This is a genomic window from Psychrobacter sp. Pi2-51 (genome assembly GCF_904846665.1).
In the GTDB taxonomy this organism is placed as follows: Bacteria; Pseudomonadota; Gammaproteobacteria; order Pseudomonadales; family Moraxellaceae; genus Psychrobacter; species Psychrobacter glaciei.
In genome coordinates this window covers 152,992-173,954 of the sequence record NZ_CAJHBP010000007.1, presented here as the reverse complement: position 1 = coordinate 173,954, position 20,963 = coordinate 152,992, and the positions used below count along the sequence as shown (strand labels likewise).

The 20,963-nt window shown below is 42.5% G+C and carries 18 protein-coding genes; 5 read left to right on the top strand and 13 right to left on the bottom strand.

Annotated elements, in window-relative coordinates:
- The first annotated feature begins 538 nt into the window (after positions 1-538).
- Both recA and JMY08_RS05955 read left to right on the top strand, forming a co-directional pair.
- Positions 539-1,615 (top strand): recombinase RecA, encoded by a 1,077-nt coding sequence (gene recA, locus JMY08_RS05960; RefSeq protein ID WP_194619332.1) that lies wholly within the window; start codon positions 539-541, stop codon positions 1,613-1,615.
- Positions 1,616-1,828: 213 nt separating this feature from the next.
- Entirely contained in the window at positions 1,829-2,968 is a 1,140-nt protein-coding gene (locus JMY08_RS05955) for a regulatory protein RecX (protein ID WP_201592196.1), read from the top strand.
- Between the two features lie 117 nt (positions 2,969-3,085).
- Here the strand turns inward: JMY08_RS05955 and JMY08_RS05950 are convergent, their stop codons facing one another.
- From JMY08_RS05950 to JMY08_RS05925, 6 genes are all read right to left on the bottom strand, one after another.
- The gene (locus tag JMY08_RS05950) at positions 3,086-3,796 is read right to left on the bottom strand and encodes a YidB family protein (protein WP_201592193.1); all 711 of its coding nucleotides are present in this window, start codon (positions 3,794-3,796) and stop codon (positions 3,086-3,088) included.
- A 222-nt stretch (positions 3,797-4,018) separates the two neighbouring features.
- On the bottom strand, positions 4,019-4,477 hold the full coding sequence (locus tag JMY08_RS05945) for a hypothetical protein (RefSeq protein WP_201592190.1): 459 nt from the start codon (positions 4,475-4,477) through the stop codon (positions 4,019-4,021).
- Between the two features lie 260 nt (positions 4,478-4,737).
- Entirely contained in the window at positions 4,738-5,016 is a 279-nt protein-coding gene (locus JMY08_RS05940; protein WP_010201454.1) for a succinate dehydrogenase assembly factor 2, read from the bottom strand.
- Positions 5,017-5,125: 109 nt separating this feature from the next.
- Positions 5,126-6,022 (bottom strand): dihydropteroate synthase, encoded by an 897-nt coding sequence (folP, locus tag JMY08_RS05935; RefSeq protein ID WP_201592187.1) that lies wholly within the window; start codon positions 6,020-6,022, stop codon positions 5,126-5,128.
- Between the two features lie 166 nt (positions 6,023-6,188).
- Complete coding sequence (gene ftsH, locus JMY08_RS05930) at positions 6,189-8,084, bottom strand: ATP-dependent zinc metalloprotease FtsH (RefSeq protein ID WP_010201457.1); 1,896 nt, start codon at positions 8,082-8,084, stop codon at positions 6,189-6,191.
- A gap of 381 nt (positions 8,085-8,465) precedes the next feature.
- A complete protein-coding gene (locus tag JMY08_RS05925; RefSeq protein WP_025652421.1) occupies positions 8,466-9,098 on the bottom strand; it encodes an RlmE family RNA methyltransferase in 633 nt (210 codons plus the stop codon).
- A 342-nt stretch (positions 9,099-9,440) separates the two neighbouring features.
- Here JMY08_RS05925 and JMY08_RS05920 point away from each other — a divergent pair, with 342 nt between their 5' ends.
- On the top strand, positions 9,441-9,752 hold the full coding sequence (locus tag JMY08_RS05920; protein WP_010201459.1) for a YhbY family RNA-binding protein: 312 nt from the start codon (positions 9,441-9,443) through the stop codon (positions 9,750-9,752).
- Positions 9,753-9,891: 139 nt separating this feature from the next.
- Positions 9,892-10,668 (top strand): hypothetical protein, encoded by a 777-nt coding sequence (locus JMY08_RS05915; RefSeq protein WP_201592185.1) that lies wholly within the window; start codon positions 9,892-9,894, stop codon positions 10,666-10,668.
- Positions 10,669-10,945: 277 nt separating this feature from the next.
- On the opposite strand, the gene JMY08_RS05910 is transcribed toward JMY08_RS05915, so the two are convergent.
- A complete protein-coding gene (locus JMY08_RS05910; RefSeq protein WP_010201465.1) occupies positions 10,946-11,671 on the bottom strand; it encodes a CHAP domain-containing protein in 726 nt (241 codons plus the stop codon).
- A 259-nt stretch (positions 11,672-11,930) separates the two neighbouring features.
- On the opposite strand from JMY08_RS05910, the gene JMY08_RS05905 reads away from it, so the two are divergent.
- On the top strand, positions 11,931-12,446 hold the full coding sequence (locus JMY08_RS05905) for a hypothetical protein (protein ID WP_189585447.1): 516 nt from the start codon (positions 11,931-11,933) through the stop codon (positions 12,444-12,446).
- Positions 12,447-12,744: 298 nt separating this feature from the next.
- Here the strand turns inward: JMY08_RS05905 and lpxC are convergent, their stop codons facing one another.
- The 6 genes from lpxC to murC form a co-directional block, all read right to left on the bottom strand.
- Positions 12,745-13,662 (bottom strand): UDP-3-O-acyl-N-acetylglucosamine deacetylase, encoded by a 918-nt coding sequence (lpxC, locus tag JMY08_RS05900; protein ID WP_189585450.1) that lies wholly within the window; start codon positions 13,660-13,662, stop codon positions 12,745-12,747.
- A 403-nt stretch (positions 13,663-14,065) separates the two neighbouring features.
- Entirely contained in the window at positions 14,066-15,265 is a 1,200-nt protein-coding gene (gene ftsZ / locus JMY08_RS05895; protein WP_201592182.1) for a cell division protein FtsZ, read from the bottom strand.
- Positions 15,266-15,555: 290 nt separating this feature from the next.
- Complete coding sequence (gene ftsA / locus JMY08_RS05890; RefSeq protein ID WP_201592179.1) at positions 15,556-16,848, bottom strand: cell division protein FtsA; 1,293 nt, start codon at positions 16,846-16,848, stop codon at positions 15,556-15,558.
- Positions 16,849-17,045: 197 nt separating this feature from the next.
- Positions 17,046-17,843 (bottom strand): cell division protein FtsQ/DivIB, encoded by a 798-nt coding sequence (locus JMY08_RS05885; protein WP_201592176.1) that lies wholly within the window; start codon positions 17,841-17,843, stop codon positions 17,046-17,048.
- A 510-nt stretch (positions 17,844-18,353) separates the two neighbouring features.
- The gene (locus JMY08_RS05880; protein ID WP_201592218.1) at positions 18,354-19,322 is read right to left on the bottom strand and encodes a D-alanine--D-alanine ligase; all 969 of its coding nucleotides are present in this window, start codon (positions 19,320-19,322) and stop codon (positions 18,354-18,356) included.
- A gap of 151 nt (positions 19,323-19,473) precedes the next feature.
- Positions 19,474-20,913, bottom strand: a complete 1,440-nt coding sequence (gene murC, locus JMY08_RS05875) for a UDP-N-acetylmuramate--L-alanine ligase (RefSeq protein WP_201592173.1) — start codon at positions 20,911-20,913, stop codon at positions 19,474-19,476.
- Positions 20,914-20,963 lie beyond the last annotated feature (50 nt).

The following is a 20,963-nucleotide window of genomic DNA, read 5'->3' as shown; positions in this document are numbered from 1 at the left end:
ATTTTAATATTAGCGATGTTTCACATAAGGTAAATAAACGCTATTTATTTGTTGTGGACAACTTATAAATCTATTGACAAACTACCCCATTATCCCGTCTGAAATAATACATAAGTTCCAGCGTAGTCTATATAAAATTTCAGTCGTTTATCATGCGACATATAGTGTCGTTTAACATCATCGAACCCGCTATATGATCCGTGGTTTTTGTTATAATTGCCCTACCTAAGTAATAGTGGCACAAAGAAACGCTTCATAATTAACGAGCTTAATACAGCTTAGAAGTTATCCCTGTAGCCATTAATTACGGACTTAATTTTACTTTTATCATTATTTGATTTTACTGTATAGTAAGGTGATATATCCAATATTACTATCTATCTCATCGATATGACAACCTATATAATCTAGCTGAACGCTGGTTACTATGTAGATAATTATCAGCACTATTGAGCCATTAACTGTCATGGTACGAATATTTTCTTTATAACACCAAATTTATAGTCTTACACCAATGATTGAAGATAAGGAATCCAGTATGGACGACAATAAAGCCAAAGCACTCAAAGCGGCACTAGGTCAAATTGAAAAGCAATTTGGTAAAAATACCATTATGCATTTAGGCGATAACTCTGCTGCGCTTGATGTCGATGTAGTATCCACAGGCTCGCTTGGTCTAGATATTGCCCTTGGTATCGGCGGCTTACCAAAAGGGCGTATCGTTGAAATCTACGGCCCAGAAAGCTCAGGTAAAACCACCATGACTTTGCAGGCGATTGCAGAATGCCAAAAGCAAGGTGGCGTGTGTGCCTTTATCGATGCAGAGCATGCTCTAGATCCTGTCTATGCGCGTAAACTTGGGGTACAGACCGATGACTTGCTAGTCTCGCAGCCTGATAATGGCGAGCAAGCGCTTGAGATTACCGACATGTTAGTACGTTCGGGTGCCGTCGATATGATCGTCATTGACTCAGTCGCAGCCTTGACACCACGTGCAGAAATTGAAGGCGAAATGGGTGACTCACACATGGGTCTGCAAGCACGGCTAATGAGCCAAGCGCTACGTAAAATTACCGGTAATGCCAAACGCTCAAACTGTATGGTGGTCTTTATTAACCAAATCCGTATGAAAATTGGTGTCATGTTTGGTAGCCCTGAAACCACGACCGGTGGTAATGCGCTGAAATTCTACGCCTCAGTCCGTATGGATATTCGCCGTATCGGTGCGGTCAAAAACGGTGATGAAATCATCGGGAACCAAACCCGTGTGAAAGTCATTAAAAATAAAATGGCACCGCCATTCCGTCAAGCTGAGTTTGAAATCACTTATGGTGAAGGTACCAACCACTTAGCCGAAGTGATTGATTTGGGTGTCGAAATTGGCGCAGTTGGTAAAGCAGGTTCTTGGTATAGCTATGGTGATGAAAAAATCGGTCAAGGTAAAGCAAACTCAGTGTTATTCCTCAAAGAAAACCCTGTCATTGCTGAAGAAATTGAAGCCAAAATCCGTGCTGAAAAGCTAGGTGTTGCCGATGATGGTAGTGTTGCCGACGATAGTAAAGCACCAGAGGTAGCCAAAGCTAATAAAGAAACAGCGGCAAGTCCAGTACAATAATCGTTACCTGACTATTTTTACTGATTAGCTGACTAGGGCCTGTCCTCATTTTAAAAATGGCGATAAAAATGAGATAAGTTGCCGTCAAACAAAGAAAATAGCGCAGATAATATCGATATATTAGTCAGCTATTTGATTCTATTTGGCAGGATTTAACCATTTTTGACCCATTCAGATGACCATCGATTGAATTGAGGACACGCCCCAATAGTTATGAAGATTAAAACATTAGCCGAAATTCTAGCTGAGTCGGAAGCCGATTCAGCTAGTACCTCTGTCTCTAAACAAAAAACAGCCACTCAAAAGTATCTCTCTAAAAAATCTGCTAAGCGACAACAGCCTGTAGTTAAATCAAAACATCCAAAGTCTAGTCCCGCGCGCTCAACTTCTGAGGACGATGAAACGTCCCAAACCGTTGATCACTTCGACAACGACACTAGCTCATTTTTTACTCCTGAACATTCATCCAAATCCTCTAAAACCAAGTCTAAAAAGCGTAAGAAACGCTTCCATCCGGCTGCTAACTTCGAGCCAGAGCCTAATAACGTACCTACTTATCAATCACCTGAACCGCAAAGTATCAAAGAGATGCTAGCGGAAGTTAAGCGTGACATTCATGACAACTCGCTAGATGGCAAGTCCAATATAAAAGAAAACTCAGATACAGATAACATCATCGACGACACCACATTTGGTTCCACCGATGAGCATTTATCAGAGCCAGAGAAAGATACTGCTGCAGTTAATCAAATGGATAACTTGCCATCAGCATTAAAAGCCTATCTACGTACCCCTGAACAACGACAGGCCGATGTTGATGCCATTAAAGCGGAAAGCCGCTTACGTTGGTTGGCGTTTTATTATTTATCACGCCGTGAACATGGCAAGGCTGAATTAAAACAAAAGCTGCTCGATAAGGAGCAGAATCCTGCCAAAATCGATGCACTACTTGAAGAGTTTGAGCAGAAAGGCTATCAAAGTGACTATCGCACTACCCTCATGCTTATTCGTGAAAACATTCGTAAAGGTCGGGGACGTGGACGTATCAAGCAGGAGTTTTATCGTAAAAAGATGGCCATGCCTGGTAATATCGACGAGCTAATCGATATGGCGAATGCAGAGTCAGATGAGTTTAGCGAATTTGTAGATGACAGCGCCGACAACCTCGTCGAAGGTATTGATTGGCTGAAATTAGCGGTTGCCGCCCGCACCAAAAAATATGGTGACGACATCCCCACTGAGCAAAAAGACAAAGCTCGCCAACTACGATTTTTACAATATAGAGGTTTCAAGAGTGATATCTGCTTTGCTGCGCTCAACTATACGCTAGACACGTTAGATGAGCGCTTTTAGACTAATGACTCATAACGATTGATTAGTCGTAAAAAAAGAGTACGTCATTAGACATACTCTTTTTTTATTACATTTTTATCAATACTGGTTTGTTAAAAAGCAGTTATTTTAGCGTGGTTATTTTAACGTACCCAGTCGACTCGATAACTGACCAATGATTTGCTCAATCTCTTGATTGGCTTCAGCTTCATTGTCTAGGTTGCCGTTTGGCGTCAATTGGTTCATCACTTCTGGCAGCAACTCCGCTAAACCTTGACGCACTTCAGTCTCATTAGCACCGGTCTGTGCAGCTACTTGCTGAATCTCATTTTCGTCAAATAATTGGTTGATCTCATTGGGGTCCAAATTGTCATTGACCTCATTGCTACTCATCCAAGAACGCACTTGATTGTCGTGACCCATACCTGTAATTTTTGAGAGAGCAGCGCCTAAGCCGCCATTACGCTGAATCCAGCTCAATACCATGGGCATGAGAGCTGCAACCAGCATGCCTTTGCCACCGCTACTACTTCTATTACTTTGACCACCCAGTACGCTACCTAGGATGTCGCCCAAACCACCCGCACCAGTGCTCATACCGCCGCGTTGACTGCTGCCAGTGAGACTACCTATAATGTCGTCCAGACCAAATCCATTATCCGTCTGACGATCATACTGCTGTGGGTTATAACCGCCGGTTTGGCCACCGCCCAATACCCCACCTAAAATATCACCCAGCCCGCCAGTGCGGCGTGATGTCGTACGCTGATTGACAGGATTGCGCTGTGCATCATCTGGAGCCATCGCACTACGTGCTACTTGACTGACTAAATTCCCTAATAAGCTCATAATTTCTTCCTTTTTGTTCATTTTATTTGTTGTTCTAAGTCGCTATGCCATCTGACCAGACCGTTATAAAATCAATAGATGGCATAAAAGCTGAATATGTTTTCGTATTTCAATATAACAAATCTATCTTACTATCGAGATAGGTGTTTTGTTATTCACCATATTGGCCTATTAAAATCATTACAAACCTAGGGTCATTCAGGGGAAACTTCGTATACTCAATCAAGTTGTTGTTGCAGCATTTACATTCGCTAGAATATTTAGCTCTCGCCATTGCTCAAGGCTCACTTGATCGCAAAATACAGTCACCGACAAAGGGCGCTGATAAGGCTCTGTAATAATAAAATCAAAGCTCATCGTCCAATAATTATGTTGAACAGTCCTCAATTGTGCTTGCCATAGCCCATCACCTTGACTCGTGCGTATCAAAAGTTGCCATTGTTGATCGACACGCTGGTCAAGCGGTGGCTGCGTTAGATGCAATAAAATAGGACGCGACAATGCCAGATAGCTAACGACGGCTGCCGTGATCGTTAATATCAGCACATATTGCCATAGCGCCAATGCAGCAAGCCATGCCAATCCAAGCATGACTGACGCCAAACCAAGATACAGTAACATACGCAAATGGCTAGCGGTCTTGATAGCAGTATCAATCCGTGGTGAGGTAATCATTGTCATATATACAAAACTGCCATATGGGAAAAACTGTCATATTTATCAGATTGTCTCAGTCATCAATACAAATTTAACCACATAAAAGGAAACTCAAAATCATGGATAGCTTAACTGATAAGCTATCCAGCTATAATATGGTCAGTTCGGAATAAAATCGATATATTACTTGTTAGGTACGACTGGTATAAATTTTGCTTCCTGCTATCACAGAGGCTACGAAAAATTCATCCCAATCGCACTGTATCTGTTTCAAAGTAAATCCACTATATATCCTTGGTATGACGCCATGTTTTGATCTTATTCACTAGCGCCCATATGCTTTCATCATCTGGACGATTTTGGTTGGTAAAATAATCCAATAAATCTGGATCTTCATGAGTCAGCATTTGGGCAAAGCTTTCCTGCTCAGCGGGGTCTGCTGTTAAATAAAGCTCTTTCACATATAGGTCAATATAAAAGTCCAATTCCTTTAAGCCACGACGGGCTTGATAAATGACACGCCGCTGTTCATTGGTTGGCTCTGGCTGGGTCGTAGTGGTCATAGCATTACTCTCATTATTTTAGTAGGTGTTCAGATTAATATTAAATGTTAACTATTAGATATTCATATAGTGCGATAGCAGTGATTAGGGCTATTCTAGCATTGATTTTTTAGTGTTGATTGTAGGCAGATAACTGCTGCCATAACGCCACTGCTTGCTGCATCATCGCGACATTATGAGTACGTATAATACTAGCGCCTTGTTGCAGGGCAAATATACCAGCAGCAACGCCGACCGTATCTCGTTCTAACGCCTCAGTTGTAGCCACCGCTTCGACGCCACTTTTGGTCAATACTTCTGCCAAAAAACGTTTGCGGGAGATACCAAACATCATGGGAAACCCAAGACTTTGTAACTCTCCTAGCTGAGACAATAGCGCGCAATGATGTTCGTAGCTTTTGGCAAAACCAAAACCTGGGTCGATAATTATTTTCTCACGCTTAACACCAACGCTCGTGACCTCATTGATACGAGCGCTTAGCTCCGCACTAACGTCAGCGATGACATCGTCATAAAGCGCCAGATTATTCATCGTCGTCGGCTCACCACGCATATGCATCAACATAACTGGTATATCAAGCTCCGCCGCTAACGCTGCTGCACCCTCGCGTTTGAGCGCTCGTACATCATTCCAAATATCAGCGCCTGCCTCAAAAGCTGCCTGCATAACGGTAGGATTACTGGTATCGATAGACAACCAAACGGCATTACCAAGTTGCTGTCTAATTGCTTTAACGATCGGCACAACTCGTTTCATTTCTTCAGTGGTAGCAACGGCGTCAGCATTTGGACGGGTGGATTCACCGCCAATATCAATAATGGTCGCACCCGCCTCTATCATCTCTTTGGCATGAGCAAGCGCGCTATCAATAGCATTAAACTGGCCGCCGTCTGAAAATGAATCGGGTGTGACGTTGAGGATGCCCATAATGTGTGGTTGCGATAAATCTAAAGTTTTTTCGCGACTAGAGACGGTATAAATAGGTAAAGGTTGAAATAATGACATAGCCAATCCGTTGTAGATTAAATTTATAAAAACTGGGCTAGCGCTCTATTTTTCTCTTATGATATCAGTAAATTTGCTGTCTTTCTAAATCCTTCATAAAATGATGACAATAAAAAAGCCCTCTATTAAAAAGGGCTTTTTATGTTTGCTACTCATGAGCGGTAAACTACATCGCTGGTAATGGCGGCGGAGTCGAGCCCGTCGTTTTCACATTATCTTTAGCTAAGTTTACTTCATTATGCTGGTACACTCTAGGTGGACGTGGATCTTCACCCGCTATAATATCTTGTAGTTGATCACTATTAATGGTCTCCCACTTCATCAGCGCATCAACCATCGCATGCATTTTTTCTTGATTGCCTTCAATCAGTTCTCGAGCGATATCATACTGCTCTTCTAGCATGCGGCGAACTTCGTCATCAACTTTTTGCTGAGTTGCTTCAGAAATCGTACGACCACCGCCACCGAAGTAACCTTGTGAATTGTCATCATCTTCATAGACCATGATACCTAAGGCATCAGACATGCCATATTTAGTTACCATCGCTCGTGCCATTTTGGTTGCACGTTCAAAGTCGTTTGAGGCACCCGTCGACATTTGATTGATAAAGACTTCTTCAGCGATACGACCACCAAATAAAATCGCAATGTCACTGAGCATTTTTGACTTATACATACTGGTTTGATCATGCTCAGGCAGCTGCCAAGTTACCCCAAGGGCAAAACCACGCGGCATAATCGTGACTTTATGCACTGGGTCGGTACCCGGTAGTAGCTCAGCCACTAGCGCGTGACCTGCTTCATGATAAGCAGTGGCACGGCGTTCCTCTTCACGGATGACCATTGATTTACGCTCAGGACCCATGTACAGCTTGTCCTTGGCATCTTCAAAGTCATTCATATCAACGCTACGCTTGTTACGACGCGCAGCAAACAAAGCGGCTTCGTTTACAAGGTTGGCCAACTGTGCCCCGCTAAATCCTGGCGTACCACGAGCCAAAGAGTTGGCATCAACACTAACAGTATTCGGCAACTTTCTTAAATGTACTTTTAATATTTGCTCGCGGCCTTTGATATCTGGCAAGCCAACTTGTACCTGACGGTCAAAACGACCCGGACGTAATAGCGCTTTATCAAGCACATCCGCACGGTTAGTGGCGGCAATAACGATGACGCCTTCATTGCCTTCAAAACCATCCATCTCAACCAATAGTTGGTTAAGTGTTTGCTCACGTTCATCGTTACCACCGCCCATACCAGAGCCACGATGACGACCGACTGCATCAATCTCATCGATAAAGATGATACAGGGCGCGCTTTTCTTCGCTTGCTCAAACATGTCACGCACACGTGAAGCACCGACACCAACGAACATCTCAACAAAATCAGAACCTGAGATTGAGAAGAACGGTACTTTAGCTTCACCAGCAATCGCTCTTGCTAGCAATGTTTTACCTGTACCTGGAGGGCCTACCATCAAGATACCACGTGGAATGGTTGCGCCAAGTTTGGTAAATTTATCTGGATCACGCAGGAACTCGACCACTTCGACCACTTCTTCTTTGGCTTCTTCACAACCCGCCACGTCTTCGAAGTTGACCTTGATTTGGTCTTCAGTCAGCATCTTAGCTTTTGACTTACCAAAGCTCATTGGGCCGCCGCCTTTACCGCCTGCACCGCCCTGCATATTACGCATAAAAAACAAGAACAGACCAATAATCAATAGGATTGGGAAACTGGCTATCAGTAACTGCATCAACACGCTTTGACGTTTCGGTGCTGTGCCCTGAACCTCAACTTGGTTCTCGCGCAATAATGGCATTAGTTGCTCATCAGCCACGGCTGGTCTAATGGTCTCAAAAGATGATCCATTTTTCTTTTCGCCGGTGATCTGCTCGCCATCAATTTCAACACTGGCTACCTGACTTTCTGACACAGCGGTCACAAATTCAGAGTAGTTAAGGCTATCCGGCTCAGACGATTGGTCAAAGCCGCTAAACACCAGCACCAAAACGCCGATTACCACCAGCCACAATAAGGTATTTTTTACCATGTCGCTCACTAGTTATTCCCATCCCTTACTTATTGGTGTGTTTACTAAACACGTGACGTCTATAAACGCATTGCTCATTGCTTGAATAACTGCCTAGACATTTAACACTGTACTTGCATTGCAGCGACTAAAAAGACGCATTAACAAGTACTCGCTATCATTGACCTATCGTAAATGAGCTGATAAAGCGCTTATTTTCAGACGACTTTGCTTAAAACATATGCTCGAAACAAAGTTAATATACCATGATATGTGGTGTTGTCCTGCATAATTCAAGCAGGTTTCACTTTTATTCAGTTAACGATTGTAGCGGTTTTTATAGTGCGATAATGATACTTTATGGTGACTCATCATCTCGCTTACAATAGCAACAACTCATTGATGTTAAAACTATTTAATCGCTATCCAAAACATCTCTTTTGAGCGCGGTCGTGATGCACCTGGCTTGATACTACGAATCTTACTAAAATCGAGCTGCATCTGCTTGCGTAATTCTTGTGTACCCTCGCCCTGAAACACTTTCATAATAAGCGCGCCACCTTCTGGTAAGGTTGCAAGTGCAAAGTCCACTGCTAACTCGCACAAGTACATCATACGCGGCTGATCAATTGCGCTATTGCCAGCAGTATTGGGTGCCATGTCAGACAATACGACGTCAACCTGCCTGTCACCGACTTCTGCCATAATGGCGTCAAAAACCTCAGCTTCACGGAAATCACCTTGAATAAAGGTAACATCAGGCAAGGTATCCATCGCTAAAATATCAGAGGCAATCAAGATACCTTGTTCACCTACCAATTGGCCAGCAACTTGTGACCAACTGCCCGGCGCACTACCCAAATCAACGACCGTCATGCCTTTTTTGATGAGGTTGGTCTTTTCATTTATTTCTAATAACTTATAAGCGGCACGGGCACGATAGCCATCTTTTTGCGCTTTTTGGACATAATGATCGTCAATATGCTCTTTCATCCAAGCACTGCTGCTCTTTGACAGTTTTTTATTCTCAATACGCGTGGCCAAAATACCTGCTCCTATTACCTTACAAAACCTGAATACAATTTTTTGAATCGCTTTATCACTGACGAACTAAATTTAATAAAGCGTCGATTACTCTAGATGTGTCATCAATCAGGCTATTTATTCGTTGATGGTCGCAAAATGACCAAATTCTATTGGTTAAAACACTGCTTTATAAGGCAGTAGCGTTTATAATGTGACCAAACATTCAGTTTAACATTTTCGTCACGTAAAATCGTGCAAAATCCTGCTGATCTCATGCAAGATGGGCACAGATTATCTATAATGATCAATCACTGTTTTTTGACAGTACCATTTTTATTTTTACCAACACCTAGGAATTCTATGCAACTCGATAACGCTACTATCAAACGCCTAAAAGGCATCGGTCACGAGCTAAAACCTGTCGTTATGATTGGCAATAAAGGTATTACCCCGACCATTACTGAAGAGATTGATCGCGCTTTATCAGATCATGAGCTCATCAAAGTGAAATTACCTGCTGGCACAAAAGAAGAACGCGATGTCATCGGTGCTGAGCTTGCCGCAGCAGCAAAGGCCTCTTTGGTACATTCAATTGGCCGCATGGCCTTGTTACTACGTAAAAATCCAAATGCCAATCCTAAGCTATCAAACCTTGCTCGTCACACGCAGTAGTGTGTCATACTCAGCTTGATTTGAGTGTTTTGATACAACCTAAAAGCCGTGATGCAATCTGCTCGCGGCTTTTATCTTTTTGTGAACTTAGGGTCTTTTGAACATTCAAATATTATAACTTCTTGAGTCATACCAAATTATGAGCCAGACTTTTAACCTTTATATCGCCACTGAAAAGATAGCAGATGATGCCCAGCAGCTTGGCGTTAGCATAGACACGCTAAGAGCTATCCAAGTCGTTGTGCATGCGACTATCATGCAGCAGCCACAATTGCATTTACAGCTAACCTATCAAATCACCTTGCCCACACAATCTTTGGTGGGTCAATTAGACTGGCCTACTTGGAAAGAAGTAAACGTCGGCTTTACTGACTATTTGTGGGAAGAGAGCTGTCTTGAATGCTTTATAACAGGTAACTCAATAAATAATCACGATATGGCTGACATTAGCAGTAATTCGACTTATATTGAAGTTAACGCCAGCCCAGATGGTCGTTATGCGCTTTATCAGTTTGACAGCTATCGAAACCCTGCCACTCTGCCACCACCCCGCTTGTTATTAGCAAATGGGCGTACACCCGCAAAGATTAGCTGGACTGATCGCCCAAATACGCAAATACCATCAATAAATGCCAATGCCTCGAACAAATTATCGAAAACGCATACACCTCATAGCTACGAGCGAACCTTCGGTGTGCCATTAGACAAACTGTCTAGCCAAAATTTTTCTATCAGTAATATGACTATTGAGCACATACATCCTTGCGTCATTTTATGGTTCAGTGAAACCGCTTTATATTTCGCACCTACACATGCCTCTCCGCCTGACTTTCACGACCATCGCTATTGGTCTAGGTTTGATCCTGAAGCCGCCTTACTTAACCAGCTAGCGTCATCGATAGCAATTGAACGATAACGCGTATCTAGGGCGTGTCTTCAATTCACTCGATAGTCATCTAAATGGGCTAAAAATGGCTAAATCTTGCCAAACATCGTCAAATAGCTGGTTAATATCCCGATATTATCTGCGCTATTTTTTCTTGTTTGACGGCAATTTATCTCATTTTTATCACCATTTTTAAAATGAAGACACGCCCTAATATTATTAAACAAAAAAAACCAGCAATGTCATTAAGAGCATTACTGGATTCGGAGAAAACGGTTTACTTAAAATACGATGTACTTGACGCTTATTAGTCAGCCATTGCAAGGTAGATACCACGGTCTGATGCATCATCAACGTACTGCGAGTCACGCCATGTAGTGTAGCTATAAGTACCACTGTATGGGCTAATGCTATTTTGACGGAAGTCTGATACCCAATCATTGCCATCAAAGATCTGGATATGACCATGTGGACGACTTGACGTGCGATTGTAAACTACAACATCACCAACTTGTGGTGACATATCGTTACTGATTTTGCTAAAGCCTGCTTGAGCAAGCGTACCACGAGAGGCGTACTGATAAGCTGAAGGATTTGGCGTAAATTCATAACCTGCTGATTGTAGCGCTTTGCGTACGTAGCGAGCACAGTAACCAGAGCTTCTAGATAGCGCTACTCGTGACGCGCTTGCTGCTGCCATGGCAGGAGCAGAGTTGCGATCAGGCACACGGCTGGCTTGCTGCTGACGCTGCTCATACGATAAACGACTGGTTAGCGAGGCAAGCTGATATTCTTTTTGCTTGGCATGTGCGCTTAAGTTGTCAATCGCTTGACTGATTTCGTCATTGCTATATACATGAGCACCACTATTAGTGCTATAGATGTTACGACTAGAACCGTAGTTCGCAGAAGTAGAGATATTGGTGATGGTATGACTCAAGGTATTATTTGGTTGAAAGGTGGTCTCGGCAGCACCACTCGTTTGTGCTATGCCCATTCCCAGTACTGACAAAATTAATAAAGCTTGTTTCATAAATTTACTACCTATTTGTTAATACAAGATTGCTCATCATCCGTGACAAAGCATCAATTAGTTTAGAGGACATAATCATCAAATAAACATGATAAAATCCTTAGTACAACAGCTCACTCTTTTTTCTACAGTAACTAACGCTGGTATTATTAGCAGCGCGGTCTTCTGCTTCATAAATCGTTTACTATCCATCCCATATATATATTGAGCTTATTTGTTATGAATATCGATTTTGTCACCTATTAGATGAGTCATTACGATGTCAAAAAAACAGCCTAATCGGCTTGCCCAACTTATCGATCATCAAGCTTTTGCTGGTAGCGCGCTACCCCAAACCCTTGCTGACAATATGCGTCTATATATTGAAGCAACCACTGAGATAAAAGAGCTTCTAATAGACTGTCTACCGGAAGAAATTCTTAGTACCTGCTGGGTCGTTGGCTTAACCTCTGAGCAATTAACACTCAGTGTGGGCTCAATGACCGCTGCTAACCATATTCGCTATTTACAGAACGCTTATTTGCAGATATTAACAGAGCAGTCGATTACATTTAAACAACTCAAGCAAATTCGCGTCGTTGTAGCTAAAATATCTGCGCATAGTCTTTCATCTAAAAAACCGTTAGCGCTATCAGCAACTTTATCAAAGTCTCACAAAGCCAATGAAAATCAGGCTCTTAGCCAAAACACAAAGCGGACTATATCACAGGCCGCAGAGCATGTCACCACTGATGAAAAGCTCAAAAAAGCACTTTTGCGCTTAGCAAATCATTAAAAATCCCGACTTCATAATGTAAAGTTATGTAACTATTTCCAAAAATTGTGGCCATTTACGCTAGGTTTTTGTAATGACGTAAACAAAAAAAATCATCTGTTAGTCAGCTTCACAATGTGAATACGACTAACAGATGATTTTTTGATTACCTACAGCGTCGGTATTATCTACGCTAACGTTGTATTATTTAAAAATACTTACTTATATATCTATGTATGAGAATATAAATTAACGGTTCTTATAACCATTTTATGTAATATTGCGTAAATGTTTCGATACTTCGTGTGTATTCCTGTATTCATCCTTCAACTGCTACCCCTTTTAGGGGCAAATATTCGATAGGACAGGTTACATTGTCATCAAAAGTTACAATTTCAAAGCTATCAGGATTAGACAATATCTCACGTACCAACAAATTGTTTAATGCATGACCAGACTTATAAGCGTTGAAACGACCCAAAATTGGATAGCCAATTAGATATAAATCGCCCAAAGCATCCAAAATTTTATGGCGCACAAACTCATCGTTAAAACGTAAACCTTCTTCATTAAGGATATTGGCCTCGTCGATGACAATCGCGTTTTCCATGCTACCGCCTAAAGCCAAGTTATTCTGACGTAGGGCTTCGATGTCTCGTAAAAAACCAAAAGTACGCGCTGAGCTCAGCTCTTCTATAAAGTTTTGCGTTGAAAACTGTAGCTGTGCATGCTGAAAGTTTTTATCAATAGCAGGATGATCAAAGTCAATCTCAAAATTTAATTCAAAGCCTTCATAAGGGCGTAGCTCTGCCCATTTATCGTCTACTTTTACTTTTATTGGTCTTACAATCTTAATGAACTTCTTTGAAGCTTCTTGCTCACAAAAACCAGCTTGCATCAACAACGCGACAAACGGTGCAGCACTACCATCCATGATAGGTATTTCTGATGCGGAAACACGAATCAATAGGTTATCAACACCCAGTCCAGCAATTGCACTTAATAAGTGTTCTACAGTACCTACACGTGCGCCACCGAATACGAGATTGGATGACATCATAGTATCTTGTACTAAAAAAGCACTGGCTGGAATTGGCTGACTGCCTTCAATATCTGAGCGCTCGAAAACAATACCAGTATCAACTGGCTGTGGATGAAACTCTAAATCAACAGGCTGACCACTATGGAGACCGGTACCTGTAACAGCTATTGCTGCTTTTATGGTTCGTTGGTTCATGGCTGTTTTCCCACATATTTTGTTACAATTGACCTAGTGTACCATTATCCACACCCCATTCGCCATAGTTAAAAAGCGTTAATTTTCTTATCTCTTTGATTGATAACACTTATCGTGATTTTTTTATTCGAATGAATTATATTTTATCGACCTATAAATTTCCTTAATAAACAGATAGTTAGGGATAAATATAATAATTACAGCATATATCGCATGGTACATGACTAAGGCATGTTTGATCCTTTAATCATGCACTGACAGAGACTATCGGTGAACGTTCAGCACGCTCTAATAACGGCTTACTAAAAAATAATGTTTCAAAACAAATCATTTCTTATGGACGAGCACAAAAAAACCAGCGACATAGCGCTGGCTTTTTCTGACCAATAATATTGCAAACCACCTATTTATTTTGTTGACGCTTTAAATAGTCTTGAATGCTGTTGGTCTTGGTTTTGGGCTGCTCTTGCGTCGGATTTGCACGCGCTAAACTATCTTGATGCAGTTGCGCTTGTGACTGCTTTTGGCTGTTTAAGGCACTGGTATGTACATTAGGATCAACAGGCTGTGTGCTATTGACAGAAGGTACTGGCTGCTCTACCACTTCTGGCTCTTGACCTGCATTTTCATCCAACGTCAAACCCGTTGCAATAACGGTCACATGTAGATCTTCACCCATTTTTTCATCGATGACAGAACCATAGAAGATATGGGCATCATCGATATCGGTAATTTCTTCGACGATTGCGCTGATTTTGCTCATCTCATCTAATGATAATGACTCAGAAGAGATAACGTTAACCAGTAGACCTTTGGCGTTTTCTAAACGTAAATCATCGAGCAATGGTGATCTAATGGCTTTTTCGGTTGCTTGACGCGCACGATCATCACCGCTGGCACGACCAATACCCATCATGGCGTGACCTTTAGCAGTCATCGCCGTACGGATATCGTTAAAGTCAATATTGATCATACCTTCGCTTGCGATGGTTTCAGCAATACCTTGCACGGCGTGTAATAACACATCATCCGCTTTTTTGAACGCATCTTGCATAGAGATATTGCCGTAGACGCTCATCAGCTTGTCATTTGGAATGGTAATGATAGAGTCAACGAAGTTGGTCAGTTGCTCAATACCAGCCTTAGCTGCTTTGATACGCTTCCCGCCTTCAAACTTGAAAGGTGTAGTCACAACAGCGACCGTCAATACTTCCATCTCTTTGGCAATACGAGCCACGACTGGTGCTGCACCCGTACCAGTACCGCCGCCCATTCCAGCGGTAATAAAGACCATATCTGAATGTTCGAGTAATGCGCGGATGGCTTCTTCTTCGCTTTCTGCTGCTTCACGTCCAACTTCTGGATTGGCACCAGCGCCTAGACCGCGGTTCGTTTTTGCGCCAAGTTGTAACTTATGCGGCGCTGTCAGACGATCAAGTGCTTGTTTATCCGTATTAGCACAGACGAACGTCACACCTCTAATTCCTTGTTGTACCATATGTTCAACCGCATTACCGCCACCACCACCCACACCGAATACTGTGAAGCTTGCTTGGCCGTTATTTTGAAGCTGGTTATCATCTGGCATGGTGTATTTTGACATAAAAAAGATTCTCCAGTTGCAGATAGCGTGATGGTCGATACATGGTAACGCACTCATATGACGCGCTATCGACTTACTATATATAAATGTATTTAAATAAAACAGGGCTATATCTTAAACCGTTAAGCTTGGACGAAAATATGTCATCATTGCTCAGGGTATTACTTTAAATGTTACTTTTGATATTACGTTATACGCTTAATTGTGGTACATCTTTCAAAACAACAACGCTTATTGTATAAGCATACTTTTATACAAATATTTTTATACCAACGTCGTTAGCAGCGGAGTTATAGTATCTTCTTGAGCACACTAGCAAAACGTTGCCCTGCACTTTGAAAGACGCCTGTTACTCTGTTTTTTTGAATCGCTTCCGGTTCGCTTTTTTCACTGTGGCGAAACTGCTCGCTTTGGCTATATAGTAGTGTACCAAATGCCGTTTGATAAGCGCGATCATTGACTTGGATATTTAGCTGTTTGAATGATTCGTCATTATCAAAGTGATTATAAGCGCTGATTGCTGGATGGGTATTGGTCAAAACGACTGGCATTTTAAGTAGCTTCTTAGCAAAGGGTATCATGCCTTTGATTACGCTACCGCCGCCTGTCAGCACGATGCCTTTATCAATATAGCTGATCAAATCCGCCTCATGCAATTGACGCGCCACTTCAGTAAAGATTTGCACATAACGCGCTTCAATAATACGGGCTAAATTATAAATACCAATATTAATCTCGTCGCTGGTCCCTTGCGGTTTAAAGATAAAGAACGAGCTAGGATCGACGCTATTGACATCGACCGTACCATGCGATTTTTTAAGCTTTTCAGCTTCTATCATCGATATACCGACATCTGCTGAAATATCCATCGTCACTTCATGGCTGCCAGTCGCGATACAATGCGTAAAAATCAACTTGTTTTCTTTATAAACACAGATGCTAGTCGTGCTCGCTCCGATATCAACCAAACAGACACCCTGCTGGCGTTCATCACTCATCAAGCTATATTCTGCACTGGTCACCGCATCGAAGACAATGTGATCGATGCCGACATCACAACTCTGCAATAGTTTTTGGATGTTCTGACGGCTGGCGACCGGCATCATCATCATGTGATACATCACGCTGATATTGTGCGCCACCGTCTCAATCGCATCGTCGACCATAAAGTCTTGTTCATCGACATAGATACCTTGCTGGCAACAATGCATCAAATAATAGTCTGAGGACAAGTCGCGTGATTTGGCGTTGGACAACGCCTGTACCATATCTTTGGCACGTACGACCTCATCCTCTACTAGTACTTCGCCTGCACTGTTTTTACTCAGGAGCTCAGGCGTTGCCAAGGTCAACCACACACTATGCACACGGCAATTGGCAGTATCTTCTGCTTCTTGAATGGCTTGCCTGATAGCGCCTTGCAAGCGTTCGCGATGTTTTATTTGACCTTGATAGAAGTCACTATTTTTGACTTGCCCTACACCCATAATACGAATGTCTTTTGCAGAGACAACGCTGCCAATAACGACATACACTGCCGTGGCACTTAGATGGACAACAACCAGATTTTCAGTATTTTTCATGGTACCAGACAAATTATCGCTAAACAGGAGACCAAATGACGTCTCCATTAAATCATTAAAAAAATCACCATCTTTCCGCCGTTACATCCTACCGCACCTACAATCTCTATGCTAAATAAACAAAGTGTCATGAAGTACTGGTGGTTTATCAACTACTTTTGCTTACTGTTTTTACTACTCACTATTTTTTATGACAGTCAGCTTTTTGGTGCTTCGATTTCTGGTTGTGCCATATTCCAAGCGATGGTAAAGCCATTTTTATAACGTAAATCTACAGACTGTATCTCATTTCGGCGATTACTTAATTGATTACCTAGTAATTGACTAAGATTCAGCAGCTTTTGCGCGGTATTTTCATTATCAACAATGACTCGCTGACCGTTATCAAAACGAATGAGCCATGTCATTCTTGGCGACAGGATAATATCTGCAACTTGCATATCGAGTGGTGCATACCAATCGTTGATTTGTTGCATCTGTTGCATGATGACCGGCGCTTGCGTTATCTCACCTTGCAAAGTGGCAAACTGGGCTTGGGTCAAATCCTTACTATCAGCAGGGACAAAAACAATCCCCTTTGCATCAACCAAACGTTCTGTACCAAAATTTGCAACTGCCTGCTTGGGCAGCGCTGTGACCACAATGCCACGTTGCCAGTCACGAGTCACACTCACTTGATCCACCCAAGCAAGACCCGTAGTAATATCTCTTAATGCTTGTAGATCAGAAGTAAAAAAACTGCTCACTTTCTGTTGGTTCATGACTTGCTGTAGCTTTTGGTACTGAGCAACCGTAAGTCCCTTATTGCTGACATGAATGACAGCTGGAGGCGCATCACGTAAGGCTTTGCCACCCATAATTAATATAAGCACTAGCAAACCTAACACCAATACCATAAAAAAATATCTGACCGAATTCGGTACTTGGAAGTTAGATGTTGGACGACGGGCTTTATCACTCATCAAGTCAGTTACGTCGTTGACAGTTTGAGCCATAATGACCTTTGTCCCTGTTTTTGCATAAAGCTATTTGCATGAAGCCAATAGTGCTTTTGTTAAAGGTGAGTCTGCTTATATTTTGCAGCGACATATTAAACGAATATACTATCAAAAATTTTATCTAAAAACGTCTTTGAGACGCTATCATTCTCGATTAAGCGTCTATTTCTCTCGATTTACAACGCAAGGTCATAAATCATTCATAAATATCACTAAAACGATTCAATAATTACAATATTAACGTATTTTGCGGTCAAACAATAGCCTAACCCCTACTACGGACAACGAATTTACACAAGTTTACATGAAGCTGTGGTATAGCAGGGCTAGCGATACATTCAATTATGCTTATGTTTGCCAACAACCAACAGTATAAGTGCTATTCGAACGGTTATTTTTACTCGTTAATAGCCGTTTTTTAACATCTATGCTATCAATAATTCTGTCATAAACTGCGTCATTCATATTAACCTAGATAAAAACATCTGAGCTAAGGTTACCAAGTGTTTACAACGTTTGCGCAAGGATATGCCAGCACAGTGTATCAAAATCCATACCACGCGCCTTAGCTGCCATCGGTACCAAACTATGACTGGTCATACCTGGTACGGTGTTGATTTCAAGTAACCAAAAATTGCCCGCCTCATCTTGCATGGCATCGATACGCCCCCAGCCTTTTGCGTCTACTGCGCGAAATGCTGCAAGGCTCAAGTCTTGTAAATGCTTTTCATCAGCATCACTCAAGCCGCAAGGAATATAGTAGCTGGTATCGTTACGATTGTATTTGGCTTCAAAATCGTAGAAGTTGGTAATATCAGCAGGTTCAAGACGGATGACCGGATAGGCTTCGTCATCGATAATGACAATCGTAAACTCGCGACCAGTAATCCAGCGCTCAGCCATGACCGCATCACCGCACTGTACCGCTGTTGCATAAGCCGCTGGCAACTCGTCAAGATTGTTGACCTTGGTCATGCCAATACTGGAGCCTTCATGAACGGGCTTGATAATAAGTGGCAGACCTAGCATGTTAACCACTTGCTGCCAGTCGGTATCGGCCGTCAATAGTGAAAATGGTGCCGTCGCTAAGCCGCAGCCTTGCCATAATTGCTTGGTACGAACTTTGTCCATGCCTAGCGCTGATGCCAGAATACCTGAACCCGTCTGCGGAATATCAAACCATTGCAACACGCCTTGTAGCAAGCCATCTTCGCCGCCGCGACCATGCAACACGTTAAACACGCGATCATAGTCACGAAGCTCAGTAATGTCTTGATGCTTAGGGTCAAAATGAGTGGCATCAACGCCTTGGTTTTGTAGCGCCTGCAATACAGCGGCACCACTATCCAATGATACGCTGCGCTCATTGCTGCTGCCACCATAAATGACAGCTACTTTACCAAATTGTCCAGCATCTTTTACTTCTTTGGCATCAGCGTTCAATGGTTTGTCTTGGTTCGACTGGTTGTTTTCCATATCATTTTTTTCTGCTTGTGCAGCAGCGGCTAGAGCGGACTCTGGATTGATAATGGCTGTCTTATCCTCAGCAGCATCAATAGCATCATTATTGTTTATACTTTCTTGATTATCGTTCGTTGTCATAAGGACAGTTCCTAAAATTTTTAGCTTACTGAATGTAAAGGTTATTGGCAGCCAAGTCGACAGCAATCTGTCCCACATTACCTGCACCCTGAGTAATGAGCATGTCATTGGCTTTTAGTAAACGTTGCATGACAGGGGCTAAATTATCTTTATCAATAATCGTCGGCTCAACCTCACCACGCAAACGAATACTGCGCGCTAGTGACTTGGTATCAGCGCCTGTAATTGGTGTTTCACCTGCTGAATAGACGTCTAACAATAATAGCTCATCTACGCTTGAGAGCACTTCGACAAAGTCATCAAAGCAATCACGGGTACGGCTGTAACGATGCGGTTGAAATAGCATTACCAAACGACGATCAGGGAAACTTTGACGAGCGGCCTTAATGGTGGCGTCGACTTCTTTTGGGTGATGACCATAGTCGTCGATCAATAAGACATTACCATCATCGATATCGACAGAGACATGCTGCTCAAATCGACGACCAACGCCTTCAAACTTCTGCAAAGCGCGTTTGATCGCTTCATCATCGACACCTTCATCGGTCGCCATGGTGATAGCGGCAAGTGCATTGTAGACGTTATGCGTACCAGGAATATTAAGCGTCAAGCGCAAAGGCTCACGGTCACGGCGCAATACTGTGAAGTGCGTTTTAGTGCCTTCCGTCACCAAGTCAACGCCTTGTACATCGTTAAAAGGTTCAAGCCCAAAGGTCAAGACTGGGCGACCGATATCATCAATCATTGCATACAATTCTGGATCATCGCCGCACACCACTGCCAAGCCATAAAACGGCATGTTTTGCAAAAACTGAATATAAGCCGCTTTTAATTTATCAAAACTATTCTCATACGTTTCCATATGGTCTTGGTCGATATTGGTCACAATCGCTGCCATTGGATGTAAAGACAAAAACGATGCATCAGACTCATCGGCTTCTGCCACCAAGAAACGGCTACTACCAAGTGCGGCATTTTTGCCAGAGGCGTTCAGCTTACCACCAATTACGTAAGTAGGATCGAGCTGCCCTTCTGCCATCATCGTGGTTAGCAAACTGGTCGTGGTGGTTTTGCCATGCGCGCCAGCAACCGCAATACCATGACGATAACGCATTAATTCACCCAACATATCGGCACGGCGTACCACTGGCAGACGCGCTTCTAATGCTGCTTTTACTTCAGGGTTGCTGCGATCAATCGCTGATGAGACGACAATAACATCCGCATTGGCGATGTTTTTGGAGTCATGACCGATCGATATGTCGATGCCAATCTGCTGTAGGCGCTTAGTCACCAAGCTTTCTGCGATATCAGAACCACTGACTTGATAGCCTTGATTGTTCATTACCTCTGCGATACCGCACATACCTGAACCGCCAATACCAACAAAATGCAAATGCTGAATACGGCGCATCTCTGGTATTTCAATCAAACGCTTAGGTAAGGCTTTCGCAGAGGTAGACATAAGGATCTCTCTTTATTAAAGGTCAATAAAATTTGGTAAATTAAAAATAA